General features: G+C 74.5%; 10 protein-coding genes. 2 read left to right on the top strand and 8 right to left on the bottom strand.

Features of this window, described 5'->3' with window-relative positions:
- Positions 1-5 precede the first annotated feature (5 nt).
- Entirely contained in the window at positions 6-416 is a 411-nt protein-coding gene (locus BLU82_RS11225) for a universal stress protein (RefSeq protein ID WP_053202355.1), read from the bottom strand.
- A 136-nt stretch (positions 417-552) separates the two neighbouring features.
- Between BLU82_RS11225 and BLU82_RS11220 the strand changes: the two genes are divergently transcribed.
- Positions 553-1,872 carry a DNA polymerase IV gene (locus BLU82_RS11220; RefSeq protein WP_092619806.1) on the top strand — a complete coding sequence of 440 codons (1,320 nt, stop codon included), beginning with the start codon at positions 553-555 and terminating at the stop codon, positions 1,870-1,872.
- Between the two features lie 587 nt (positions 1,873-2,459).
- Here the strand turns inward: BLU82_RS11220 and BLU82_RS11215 are convergent.
- Genes BLU82_RS11215 through BLU82_RS11200 form a run of 4 tightly spaced genes read right to left on the bottom strand, consistent with a single transcriptional unit; the run spans position 2,460 to position 6,060 of the window.
- On the bottom strand, positions 2,460-3,065 hold the full coding sequence (locus BLU82_RS11215) for a response regulator transcription factor (protein WP_092619803.1): 606 nt from the start codon (positions 3,063-3,065) through the stop codon (positions 2,460-2,462).
- On the bottom strand, positions 3,062-4,285 hold the full coding sequence (locus BLU82_RS11210) for a sensor histidine kinase (RefSeq protein WP_231947825.1): 1,224 nt from the start codon (positions 4,283-4,285) through the stop codon (positions 3,062-3,064). The genes BLU82_RS11215 and BLU82_RS11210 overlap by 4 nt, the downstream gene beginning before the upstream one ends.
- A 33-nt stretch (positions 4,286-4,318) precedes the next feature.
- Positions 4,319-5,128 carry an ABC transporter permease gene (locus BLU82_RS11205; protein WP_197682876.1) on the bottom strand — a complete coding sequence of 270 codons (810 nt, stop codon included), beginning with the start codon at positions 5,126-5,128 and terminating at the stop codon, positions 4,319-4,321.
- Positions 5,125-6,060, bottom strand: coding sequence for an ABC transporter ATP-binding protein (locus BLU82_RS11200; RefSeq protein ID WP_092619796.1), 936 nt, complete (start codon positions 6,058-6,060; stop codon positions 5,125-5,127). The genes BLU82_RS11205 and BLU82_RS11200 overlap by 4 nt, the downstream gene beginning before the upstream one ends.
- A 153-nt stretch (positions 6,061-6,213) precedes the next feature.
- Between BLU82_RS11200 and BLU82_RS36155 the strand changes: the two genes are divergently transcribed.
- Positions 6,214-9,216: a S8 family serine peptidase gene (locus tag BLU82_RS36155; RefSeq protein ID WP_092619793.1), complete on the top strand. Its 3,003-nt coding sequence runs from the start codon at positions 6,214-6,216 to the stop codon at positions 9,214-9,216.
- A gap of 161 nt (positions 9,217-9,377) precedes the next feature.
- Here BLU82_RS36155 and BLU82_RS11190 read toward each other — a convergent pair whose 3' ends face one another.
- The 3 genes from BLU82_RS11190 to BLU82_RS11180 are packed head-to-tail and all read right to left on the bottom strand — an operon-like array spanning position 9,378 to position 12,357.
- Positions 9,378-10,577, bottom strand: a complete 1,200-nt coding sequence (locus BLU82_RS11190) for an ABC transporter permease (RefSeq protein ID WP_092619790.1) — start codon at positions 10,575-10,577, stop codon at positions 9,378-9,380.
- On the bottom strand, positions 10,574-11,296 hold the full coding sequence (locus BLU82_RS11185; RefSeq protein WP_092619787.1) for an ABC transporter ATP-binding protein: 723 nt from the start codon (positions 11,294-11,296) through the stop codon (positions 10,574-10,576). The genes BLU82_RS11190 and BLU82_RS11185 overlap by 4 nt, the downstream gene beginning before the upstream one ends.
- Positions 11,293-12,357 (bottom strand): hypothetical protein, encoded by a 1,065-nt coding sequence (locus BLU82_RS11180; protein ID WP_092619783.1) that lies wholly within the window; start codon positions 12,355-12,357, stop codon positions 11,293-11,295. The genes BLU82_RS11185 and BLU82_RS11180 overlap by 4 nt, the downstream gene beginning before the upstream one ends.
- Positions 12,358-12,372 lie beyond the last annotated feature (15 nt).

The following is a 12,372-nucleotide window of genomic DNA, read 5'->3' as shown; positions in this document are numbered from 1 at the left end:
CTCTCTCAGTCCTCGTCCTCGGCCTTGACGGCGAGGACAGGGCATGGTGCGTCCAACAGGATACGCTGGGCGTTGCTGCCCAAGATCAACTTGCCGACCGGACTGCGGCGGCGCAGGCCGATGACGATGAAGTCGGCGGCGTTCTCCTCCGCCACCGCGATGAGGTCCTCGGCCACGTCCATGCCACGCACCAGCTGGCGCACCTCGGCCTCGATGCCGGCGTCCTTCAGCTGCTGGCTGACGGTGGCCAGCTCGGCGTCGGCGCGGATGGCGTCGTCGTCGTCGAAGTCGCGCCCGCCCCGGGCGGAGTTGACGACGATCAGCCGGGCACCGCGCAGCCGGGCCTCCTCGGCGGCCCGGCGCAGTGCCGCCCGGCCCTCGGACTTGGGGACGTAGCCCACGACGATCGCGGTCATCGGAACCTTCTCTCACTCCGGCGTGAACTCCGGTCGCCGCGCAACCGTACCGCAGCCCAAGGACACTGAGTGCCAGCGCTGGACACCAACGCCCTCGGCGTGGAAGCGGGCCTCGGTCGCGTGCGACGATCGGAGCATGCGCGTCCTCCATCTCGACCTGGACGCATTCTTCGCCTCGGTCGAGCAGCGCGACAAGCCGTCGCTGCGCGGCAAACCGGTCATCGTCGGCGGGCTGGGGCCGCGCGGGGTCGTGTCGACCGCGTCCTACGAGGCGCGCGTGTTCGGCGTCCGGTCCGCGATGTCGATGAGCGAGGCCCGCTCCCGCTGCCCGAACGCCGCCTACCTGTCCGGCCGGTTCGGCGTGTACCGGGCGGTCAGCGCGGTGGTCATGGCCCGGCTGCGGAAGCTGTCGCCGGTGGTCGAGCCGCTGTCGCTGGACGAGGCGTTCGTCGACCTCGCGGCCGGCCCCGGCGGCGCGCCGCCGTCCGCCGACGAGGTGCGGGCGCTGGCGCGGTCGCTGCGATCGACGATCGTCGATGAGACCGGCGTGACCGCCTCCGTCGGCGTCGCGGCGTCCAAGCTGATGGCGAAGATCGCCTCCGAGCAGGCCAAACCCAACGGCCTGGTGGTCATCGAGCCGGGCACCGAGCTGGACGTGCTGCACCCGCTGCCCATCCGCGCCCTCCCCGGCGTCGGCCCGGCGACGGCCGCACGGCTGGCCCGTTTCGGCGTCAAGACCGTCGGCGACCTCGCCCGCATCACCGAGCCCGATCTCGTCGACCTCCTCGGCGACGCGCACGGCCGCTCCCTGCACCGCCTCTCGCTGGCCCGCGACGACCGGCCGGTCAGCGCCGACCGCGAGTCGAAGTCCGTCAGCGTCGAGGACACGTTCGACCGCGACCTCACCGACCCCGCCCTGCTCGCCGCCATCGTCGTCCGGCTGGCCGATCGGGTGGCGCAGCGGCTGGCCACGGCCGGGCTGTCGGGGCGGACGATCACGCTGAAGACGCGGCTGCACGACTTCACCACGCTGTCGCGCTCCTCCACCCTGCCCGCCCCGACGGACGACGCCCGCATGCTGTCGTGGGTGGCGACCCAGCTGCTGGCCGACCTCGACACCACCGGCGGCGTCCGCCTCCTCGGCGTCGGCGTGTCGGGTCTGTCCGACTGGGTCCAGGACGACCTCTTCGTCGCCGACGCCGTTCCCACCGCTGTTCCGGCCGAGCCGGTCGACGACGCCCTGCACGAGCGCCGCGGCTGGTCCCCCGGCATGGACGTCGTGCACGCGGTGCACGGCGCCGGCTGGGTGTGGGGGTCCGGGCGAGGTCGGGTCACCGTCCGCTTCGAGACCGCCGACACCCCTCCCGGCCCCGTCCGCACCTTCGCGGTGGACGATCCCGAGCTGACGCCCGCTCCCCCGCCGCCGATCCCCACCGACCCCCTCGCCGCCGCCTGACGGCCGTGCGCCTGCCGCGGACGGGCGTGGGTGCGGCGGGCGGGGGTGCGGCAGGCGGGCGGTGGGCGTGCGGTGGGCGGGCGTGCGGTGGGCGGGGGTGCGTGCGGCGCGCGGGCGGCGCGGTTCGCGGCGCAGCGACGTTGTCGGTGCCCGCCCGTAGGGTGGGCCCCACCCGGGCCGGGAGGGGTCTACCTACACCACGCGACGCGGCGACGGCAAGGGCGAGCGGAGCAGACGGCGGCCAGCGGACGACGAGCCGAGCGGAGCCGATAGCCGATAGCCGAACACGAGCGGACCAGTGAGCGGCCAGCGGACCAGGACCAACAGCGGAGCCGGTCGCCAACACCCGAAGCGGGCCAGTGACCGGCCGGCGGGCCGGGACCAGCAGCGGAGCCGGTAGCCGGAACACCGCCCACGGCCAGTGAGCGGCCAGCGGACAAGAAGGCCGGCAGAGGTGGGAGCCGGGCCCATTTCCGGCCGGCCCCCTGACGCTGCTGAACCGCCCCCGACAATGGAGAGCAGCAGGGGGCAGGCCAACGCGACAAACCCAACCAACACAAGCCCCACGAACCAAAGAACCAAAAGAACTAGATCCACCCGTGCCGCCGCGCCACGTGCACCGCCTCGTGCCGGTTCGCGGCGCCCAGCTTCGACGCCGCCGACGAGAGGTAGTTCCGCACGGTCCCTGGAGTCAGCGCCGCCCGCCGGGCGATCTCCTCGACCGGCGCGCCCTCGGCCGCCAGCTCCAGCACGTCCGCCTCCCGCGCCGTCAGCGGGCTGTCGCCGGCGCTGATGGCCTCGGCGGCGAGCTCCGGGTCGACGTAGCGGCCGCCGTCGTGGACGGTCCGGACGACCTGGGCCAGCACCGACGCCGACACCGTCTTGGGGAGGAAGCCGCCCACTCCCCCGGCGAGCGCCCGCTTGAGGTAGCCGGGCCGGCCGTGGCTGGTGACGATCATCGTGCGGCAGCCGGGGACGAGGCGGTGCAGGTCGGCGGCCAGGGAGATGCCGTCGCGGTCGGGCAGCTGCAGGTCGAGGACGGCGACGTCGGGGGTGAAGGTGCGGGCCATGGCGAGGGCCTCGTCGGCGGTGGCGGCCTCGGCGACGACCTCGATGCCGTCCTCCAGCGACAGCAGCGCTCGCAGCGCGGACCTGATCAGGTTCTCGTCGTCGGCGAGTAGGACCCGGATCACGACGCCACCTCCGACGGCACCTGGGCGGAGAGCCGGAACCGGTCGCCGCCGATCCGGCCGGCCGTCAGTGAGCCGCCCAGCTCGGACAGCCGCTCCGCCAGCCCGGACAGGCCGGACCCGGATCCGGACCCGCCGGACGACTCGCGGGCGCCGTCGTTCTCCATGGTCAGCGTGACGCCGCCGTCGGACCGCGCGACGGTGATGACGCAGGTCGACGCGGAGCTGTGCCGCAGCACGTTGGTGGTGCCCTCGCGGGCCACCCAGCCGAGCACCGCCTGCACGTCCGGCGGCAGCGCCGACACCTCGCCGACGACGCGGGTGGCGACGCCGGCCGAGCGCAGGACGGAGCGGGCGCCGGCCAGCTCGGTGGTGAGGTCGACCTCGCGGTAGCCGCGCACCACCTCGCGGACCTCGCGCAGCGACTCCTGGGCGATGTCGCGGACCGCCATCATCTCGTCGCCCGCCTCGTCGCGGCCGCGGCGCGACAGGGCGGCGGCCAGCTCGCTCTTGACGGCGATGACGGACAGGTTGCGGCCCAGGATGTCGTGCAGGTCGCGGGCGAACCGCAGCCGCTCCTCGGCTACGGCGAGGTCGGCCTGCACCTGCCGGGACCGGTCCAGCTCCCACACGATGCCAAGCATCCACACCGACGCCCGGAACGCCGACCAGCCGCCGAGGTAGGCGAACACGGCGGCGAACCCGGTGCCGAGGGCGCTCGGCCGCGGCCAGTCGCTGACGTACCCGATGCCGGCGATCACCGTGCCGAACAGCAGCGCGAGCAGGGTCAGCCGCGGGCTGTCCAGCCGCGGCGCCAGCGCCCCGACGGTGAACCCGGACAGCATGATGACGGCGAACTGGGTGGCGACGGCGCCGCTGACGACCCCGGGCTCCGGCGGCGCCGCCCAGCCGAACGCCGCCACCGCCGCGGCCGCCGCGCACACCGTCACCGCCAGCAGCGCCACCGTCCACCGGAACGGCCAGGCGCCGCGGCCGAGGTACCAGGCCAGCCCGCCCCGCAGGACGACGACCCCGATGCCGGCGTGCGCGGCGGCGAGCGCGACGAAGACGGCGATCTCCGCGGCCGAGCCGAGGTCCTCGCTCGACGACGCGATCAGCAGTGCCACCAGCGGCTCGGCCGCCAGCATGGAGTACAGGGTGCCGCGGGTGTAGAGGTCGAAGCGCTGCGGCGCGCTGCGCTCCTCCCACCACCGGCTCACCATCGACACGGGCATCAGCTTGTCACGCCGCCGGTCTCACCCACGCGGCTCCCAGCGGAACCAGCGCCGCAGCGCCCACACGCCGATCGCGATCCAGGCCACGAGGATCGCCGCCGGCGCCACGGCCTCGGACCAACTGGCGCCGAACCCCACGGTGTCGCCGTCGCGGGTCTGCCCGGTGAGCCCGAGCTGGACGAGGTCGACGACGGGGGTCAGCGGGATGAACCGGACGATCTCGCTGACGCGGTCGGGCACCGAGTCGGCCGGCATGACGACGCCGGAGAAGATCAGGCTGCCCATGCAGAGGAACAGCACCGGCAACGTGCTGACCTGTGCCATCTCGACGTTGCGGGTGAACGCGGTGGACGCGGCGGCGAGCAGCGCGAACATCACCACACCACCGGCGACGGCCAGCAGAGCGAGCGGCACGTTCGGCGGCGCGTCCAGGCCGAACGCCACAGCCGAGACGGCGGCGGTCAGCACGATCTGCGCGCCGGCCACGACGATCGACGGCAGCGCGGTGCCGGCCAGGATCTCGCCGTCACGCAGCTCACCGACCCGCAGCCGCTTGAGCACCAGCTCCTCGCGCCGGGCCACGTACGCCGACACCAGGTTGTAGTAGACGACGTACAGCAGTGCGAACCCGGTCAGCATCGTCACGACGACGGCGCCGAGCGGCAGGTCGGTCTCCTCGCCGAAGCCGATCGAGCTGAGCGCCACCACCGTCAGCACCGGCAGCGCCAGCGCCGTGAACATCGCCGTGCGGTTGCGCACCAGCAGCCGCACCTCCGCCGTCGCCAGCGCGCGCACCCGGCGCGCCGACCCGGCCGTCATGACGGCGCTCATGCCGCCACCTCCGTTCGTTCGGTCTCGTGCTCCGGGCCGGACGACGCCACCGCCAGGAACGCCTGCTCCAGCGACGCCGGCCGGGCGGCCAGGTCGTGCAGTTCGACGCCGTGGTCGCGGGCCCACACCAGCAGCCCGGTCAGCGTCGCCTGCATGGTGCCGGTGTGCAGCTCGACCCGCCGCCCGTCGTCGACGGCGAACGTGCCGGCCAGCTCCGGCAGCTGGTCGCGCGACACCGACGGCGGCAGCCCGAACGACACCGTCGCCGGCTGCGACGCGACCACCTCGGCGACCGTGCCGGTGCGGACGATGCGGCCCTGGTGCATGATCGCCAGCCGGTCGGCCAGCTCCTCGGCCTCGTCGAGGTAGTGGGTGGTGAGCAGCACCGTGACGCCGTCGTCGAGCAGCGTGCGCACCAGCTGCCAGGTGTTGCGCCGGCTCTCCGGGTCCAGCCCGGTGGTCGGCTCGTCCAGGAACAGCACGTCCGGGCGGGCCAGGACGGCCAGCGCGAGGTCGAGCCGGCGCCGCTCGCCGCCGGAGAGCTGCTTGACGGCGACGTCGGCGCGGTGCGCGAGGTCGACCAGCTCCAGCGCTTCTTCGACCGGACGCGGCATGGTCAGTGTCCCGGCCCACATCCGCGCCGTCTCCGCCGCGGTGAGGTCGGCCGGGAAGCCGCCCTGCTGCAGCATGACGCCGATGCGCGGCCGCACCTCGGCGCGGTCGGTGTACGGGTCGCGGCCGAGCACCCGGACCTCGCCGCCGCCCGGCCGCGCCAGCCCCTCGACCACCTCGAGGGTGGACGTCTTCCCGGCGCCGTTCGTGCCGAGCAGCGCGAACAGCTCGCCGCGCGCGACGGAGAACGTCACGCCGCGCACCGCCTCGTAGTCGCCGTAGCTGCGGCGGACGCCGGAGACCTCGATGACCTCAGCCATGTCGCCCTCCTCGGGCCGCCTGGAATGGTTCGATGTTCGCCATGACCCCATCGTGGCCGGGGCACGCGGCCACATCCGGTGGGCGATGTCACCGGCCTCGATGACCGATGCGGGGCCGGCCCATGACGAATGTCACCACTCCGGAGGACGCCCGTGGCGCACCCGCCCCGCCGTACCCGCCTCGTCGCCGCGCTCGCCTGCGTCGTCGCCGTGGCCGCCGCCTCGACCGCCGCCGCCGCGCCGGACCGGCCGCCCGCGCCCGCGCCGCGCGGCCTCGCCGCCGGCTCCTACGTCGTCGTGCTGACGGGAGCGCCCGCGGCCACGTACGAGGGCGGCGTGCGCGGTCTCGCCGCGACGGCGCCCGGCGACGGCGAACGGCTGCGGGCCGGCGACCGCGCGGTGCGCGAGTACCGCGAGCACCTGGACGAGCGGCAGCGCGAGGTCGCGGACGGGGTCGGCGCCGAGCCGCGCTACCGGTACACCGTCGCGGTGAACGGGTTCGCGGCCGAGCTGAGCGCGGAGCAGGCCGCCGAGCTGACCGCCGACCCGCGGGTGCTCGCCGTCGTGCCGGACGTCCCGCGCGCCGCCGACACCGTCGCCTCGCCGGAGTTCCTCGGCCTCACCGGCGACGACGGCGTGTGGTCGCAGGTCGGCGGGGCCGCCGAGGCCGGGCGCGGCGTCGTCGTCGGCGTCATCGACACCGGCATCTGGCCCGAGAGCGCGTCGTTCGCCGGCCCGGAGCTGGCGGACGGCCCAACCGGCGAGCCCGGCGTCGCCTACCGGACGTCCGACACCGGCACCGCGGTGCTCAAGGCCAACGGCGACACCTTCACCGGCGAGTGCGAGACCGGCGAGAACTGGACCGCGGACCTCTGCAACGGCAAGCTCGTGTCGGCCCGCTACTACGACGACGGCTTCGTCGCGAACGTGCCGCCGGAGCACCGCGACCCGAACGAGCACCTGTCCACCCGCGACGGCGACGGCCACGGCAGCCACACCGCCAGCACGGCGGCCGGGAACCACGGCGTGCCGATGTCGGTGAACGGCCGCGAGTTCGGCGACGGGTCGGGCATGGCGCCGGGGGCGTCCGTCGCGGCGTACAAGGTGTGCTGGCAGGACGACGACGAGAACACCGGCGGCTGCTACCCGTCCGACTCCGTCGCCGCCATCGACCAGGCCATCCTCGACGGCGTCGACGTCATCAACTACTCCATCTCCGGCGCCACCGACACGCTGATCGACCCCGTGGAGCTGGCCTTCCTCTCCGCGGCGTCGGCCAACGTGTTCGTGTCGGCGTCGGCCGGGAACTCCGGGCCGGGCGAGTCGACCGTCGCGCACAACAGCCCGTGGGTCACCACCGTCGCCGCCAGTACCCACCAGATCTACGAGGGCTCCGTCGAACTGGGCGACGGCCGGCGCTTCCGCGGCTCGATGATCAGCGATACCGGGCTGCCCGAGCAGACCCCGCTGGTCGACGCGCGCGACATCGCCGCGGCGGGCGTCGAGCCGGACGAGGCGGCGCTGTGCGGGCCGTCGTCGCTGGACGCCGCGGCCGCCGCGGGCGCCGTCGTGATCTGCGACCGCGGCGTCCACGACCGGGTCGCGAAGTCGGCGGAGGTCCAGCGGGCCGGCGGCGTCGCCGTCGTGCTGGGCAACCTCGACCCGGCCGAGACGCTGAACGCCGACTTCCACGTGCTGCCCACCACGCACGTCGGGGCCGAGGACGCCGCGGCGATCCGGGAGTACGCGGCCGGCGACGGCGCCACGGCGGCGCTGCTGCCCGGCGACCTGACGGACCTGCCGCCGACACCGAAGCCGGTGCTGGCCGGGTTCTCGTCCCGCGGCCCGGCGCTGGCCAACGGCGGCGACCTGCTCAAGCCGGACATCTCCGCGCCGGGCGTCGACGTGCTCGCGGCGGTCGCGCCCTGGCCGCACGCCGGCAACGACTTCGACTTCGTCTCCGGCACGTCGATGGCGGCGCCGCACGTCGCGGGGCTGGCCGCGCTGATCCGGGCCGAGCAGCCCGGGTGGTCGGCCGCCACCGTCAGGTCGGCGATGATGACGACGGCGCACGACCTCGTCGTCGCCTCCGGCGAGCCCGACCGCGACCGCTTCCACGCCGGCGCCGGGCACGTCGACCCGGCCCGGTTCCTGGAGCCCGGCCTGGTGTACGAGTCGGGCACGGCCGACTGGCTGGCGTTCCTGGAGGGCACCGGCGAGGACACCGGCGTCGCGGGCGTCGAGCCGATCGACCCGTCCGACCTCAACCAGCCGTCCATCGCGGTCGGGGCGCTGGCCGGGCGGCAGACCGTCACCCGCACCGTCACCGCCGTCACACCCGGGCTGTACCGCGCGTCGGTCTCGGTACCCGGGTTCACCGCGCGGGTCACGCCGTCGGAGCTGTACTTCGGCCGGCCCGGGCAGAGCAAGACCTTCGAGGTGACGCTCACCCGCACCCGGGCGGCGCTGGACGAGTACGCGCACGGCACGCTGACCTGGAGCGGCGCCGGCACCACGGTGCGCAGCCCGATCGTGGCCCGCCCGGTCGCCGTCGCCGCGCCGGCCGAGGTCGCCGCGACCGCCGCCGACGGCTCGGCCACCTACTCGGTGACCACGTCCACCACGGGCGACGTCGACCTCACGCTGCGCGGCCTGGTGCCGGGCACGGTGACGGACGGCTCGCTGACGCCTGGTGAGGCGCCCGACCCGGCCGGCAACGCGTCGTCGCAGGTGATGGAGTTCGAGGTGCCCGAGGGCACGTCGCTGGCCCGGTTCGACCTCGTCGCGGCCTCGTCGTCGGCGGACTACGACCTCTATCTCTACGGTCCCGACGGCGCCGAGCTGCCGGTGAACGGCGCGACCGGCGCGGCGAGCGAACGGGTCGACCTGACCGCGCCCGAGCCGGGCACGTACACCGCCCTGGTGCACCTGTTCTCCAGCCCGGACGGCGGGCCGGTCGACTTCTCGCTGCGCTCCTTCGCCGTCGGGGCGGACGCCACCGGCACCGCCACCGTCGCGCCCGACCCGCTGCCCGCCCGGCCCGGCGACCCCGCCGAGGTCACGGTCGCCTGGAGCGGCCTCGAACCGGGCGTGCCCTACCTCGGCCTGGTCGGCTACGCCGCCACCTCCAGCACGACGGTGATCGCCATCGACTGACCCGCGGGCAGGAACACGCGGCACACGCATGAGGAGGGGTCGGTGGGTGCGGAGCCGGCGTCAAGAGCGCGCGCGGCATGCTTCACCGCCGCGAAGCGGAGCCGGCGCAGCACCCACCGACCCCTCCGCCCCACGGCGGAGCCAGCGCGACGGGCGCCGACTCAGAACCGGATCGCGTCGATCACCTTCACCCGGACGGCGACGGTGGCGGGGACGAGCCCGGCCAGGGCTCCCACCACCGTCGCCGCGACCAGGCCCTCGACGGCGGCCCGGACCGGGAACGCCGGCACGTCGGTGACGCTGCCGCCGATCAGCTCGTCGATCGGCACGTTCTTGACGATCGCGACCGCCAGCACCACCCCGGCGAGCCCGGCGACCGCCGTCGCGAACACGCTCTCCATCATCACCGAGAAGAACACCCGGCCGGAGGTCGCGCCGAAGCTGCGCCGGACGCCGATCTCGCGCACCCGGTACCGGACCGTCACCATCGCGATGTTCAGCAGCCCCAGCGCGCCCATGCCCAGCGCGATGACGCTGACGCCGCGGACGACCCACTGCAGCTGGCTGTCGATGAGGTCGAAGTCGGACGGGTCCAGCCGGTAGACGTCGATCTGCAGGTCCCGGCCGAGCAGGCCGGCGAGGTCGGCGCGGACCACCTCGGTGAACTCGTCGGCGCGCTCCGGCGGCACCCACAGCTCCAGCATCGGCGCGCCGTCGTACATCCCCTGGATGCCCCACTGCCGCTGGTGCGCTTGGAGCAGGTACGCCGACGGCATCTCGTCGCTGTACGCGTTGGGCGTCACCCCGATGACGGTGGCGCGGACCGGGCGCTCGCCGGCCAGCACCACCGTCGGGTTGGTGCGCAGGTCGGGCTCGCCGAGCCGCTGGTGGAACGCCTCGTTGACGACGATGGCGGGGGCGAACCGGCGCTCGTCGGCGGCGCTGAACCAGCGGCCGTGTTCGGGCTCGATGCGGTGCATCTCGCCGTACGGCCGGTCGATGTAGGTCGCCCACACCGGCTCGGCGCCCTCGGTGAACTGGACCCGCAGCTCGGTGCTGCTCATCAGCGACGAGTACTCCACCGAGTGCCGTGCGACGACCTCCGCGTAGGCGCTGGTCAACGCGTCCGCCGGCGGCGCCGTCCCGTCCATCGCCCAGGCGTTGACCTGCAGCGTCGCGGCGCGGCCGCTGGTGCGCTCGGAGTGCTCGGCGTTGGCCTGCCGGGCCATGTCGCCCAGGGCGGTGATCACCGTCATCGCGGCGACGGCGATCAGCACGCCGATCAGCGACACGACGACGCGGACCTTGTGGATGCGGACCTCGTCCCACGCCTCGACGAACGCCGCGACCAGTCCCGTCACGACGCGACCACCTGACGGGGCGGCGCCAGCGTGGCCGGGTCCAGCGGGCCGAGCACGCCGGCGTCGAGACGGTAGTGCCGGTGCGCCCGCGCGGCGACCATCGTGTCGTGCGTGATGGTGACCAGCGTGGCGCCGGACTCCGCCGCGATGGCGTCGAGCAGGTCCATGATCTCGGTTCCGGTCTGCACGTCCAGCGCGCCGGTCGGTTCGTCGCACAGGATCACCCGGGGCGAGCGGATCAGGCTGCGCGCGATGGCGACGCGCTGCTGCTCGCCGCCGGACAGCTTCTCCGGCATGGTGTCGCCGCGATCGCCCAGGCCGACCCGGTCCAGCATGTCGGCGGCCAGCCGGTGCCGGCGCCAGAAGTCGCGGCCGCCGGAGTACAGCAGCGGCGCGGCGACGTTCTGCAGCGCCGTGCGGCCGGGCAGCAGGTTGAACTGCTGGAACACGAAGCCGAAGCCGGCGCCGCGGAGCCGGGCGCGCTGCCGCTGAGACAGTCCGCGGGTCGGCCGGTCCTCCAGCAGGTACTCGCCGTCGGACGGGGTGTCGAGCAGGCCCATGAGGTTGAGCAGGGTCGACTTCCCCGACCCGGACCGGCCGACGATCGACACGTGCTCGCCGGCCTCGATGGTCAGCGTGACGCCGCGCAGGATCTCCAGGCGGTCGCCGTCGGGCAGGATCACCGTCCGGCCGACGCCGTCCAGTTCGATGAGGGTCATCCGGCTTCGCCGACCATCCCGGGCGGGAGCAGCTCGTCGTCCTCGGACGTGCCGCCGGGGACGAACTCGAGAACGGAGTCGCCCTCGGCCAGGCCCTCGCGGATCTCGACCAGCTCGCCGTCGGTGAGGCCCAGCGTCACCGGCGTCTCCACCGGCTCGCCGTCCGGGCCGACCTTCCACACGTTGCCGGCCTCGAACGAGCCCTCGACCGCCGTGACCGGAACGACCAGCACGTTCTCGGCCCGGCCGGCCTCGATCACCATCGTCGCGGCCAGCCCGTCGAACACCGTCACGTCGGGCGGGACCGTGCACGAGACCGCGGTGCTGGAGCCCCCGCCGCCCTGGTCCGGCGCCATCGGGTCCTGCGGCGCCATGCCGCCCTCGTCGCCGCCGCCCTCGCCGCCGCCGTCGCCTCCGCCGCCCGCGGACCGGCCGGTGCGCAGGTCGGTGCAGGCGAACGGGGCCGGGCCGCCGCGGGCCTGCACCTCGGCCGACGTCGGGCCGCTGACCAGGCGGTACTGCTGCTCCGCGGTCAGCGAGCCGGACACCGTGAAGCCGCCCGTCGAGATGCTGCCGATGGTGTCGCCGATCGCGACCGTCTCGCCGGACAGCACGTCGTACTCGCCGACCGTGCCGGCCGTGGGCGCCTCGATGGTGCGGAACCGGCGGACCGGCTCGCCCGGAACCTCGACCTCGTTGCCCTCGTCGTCGACCTCGGTGGTGGGCTCGCCCTCCTCCTCGAAGACGACCTCGACCAGCGGGTCACCCTCCTCGACGACGTCGCCGGGGTCGGCCAGGAAGGTGCGGACCTCGCCGCCGTCGGTCGCGCGGACCGGCGTCGGCGCGTCGGCCGTGATGGTGCCCTCGACGTCGACGGTGTTGACGACGGTGCCGGTGCTCGCCGGCACCTCCGGCTGGACGATCTCGAGCGAGGGCATCGCACGGTCGTCGGCGGCCGAGTCGTCGTCGCCGCCGAAGGCGAGGCGGACCGCCGCGACCGCGATGACGGCCAGCAGCAGGATCTTGATCGTCGGCAGGACGATGCGGCGGGTGACGCCCACGAACGTGCTCTCCCT

It is taken from the genome of Jiangella sp. DSM 45060 (assembly GCF_900105175.1).
GTDB lineage: Bacteria > Actinomycetota > Actinomycetes > Jiangellales > Jiangellaceae > Jiangella.
This window is presented reverse-complemented; position numbering and strand designations above follow the sequence as displayed.

Bases quoted from the DNA above. Each gene is read 5' to 3' on its own strand.
- BLU82_RS11200 (WP_092619796.1), bottom strand. From the start codon at position 6,060: ATGGCTGAGGTCATCGAGGTCTCCGGCGTCCGCCGCAGCTACGGCGAC.
- BLU82_RS11205 (WP_197682876.1), bottom strand. From the start codon at position 5,128: ATGAGCGCCGTCATGACGGCCGGGTCGGCGCGCCGGGTGCGCGCGCTG.
- BLU82_RS11210 (WP_231947825.1), bottom strand. From the start codon at position 4,285: ATGGTGAGCCGGTGGTGGGAGGAGCGCAGCGCGCCGCAGCGCTTCGAC.
- BLU82_RS11220 (WP_092619806.1), top strand. From the start codon at position 553: ATGCGCGTCCTCCATCTCGACCTGGACGCATTCTTCGCCTCGGTCGAG.
- BLU82_RS11185 (WP_092619787.1), bottom strand. From the start codon at position 11,296: ATGACCCTCATCGAACTGGACGGCGTCGGCCGGACGGTGATCCTGCCC.
- BLU82_RS11225 (WP_053202355.1), bottom strand. From the start codon at position 416: ATGACCGCGATCGTCGTGGGCTACGTCCCCAAGTCCGAGGGCCGGGCG.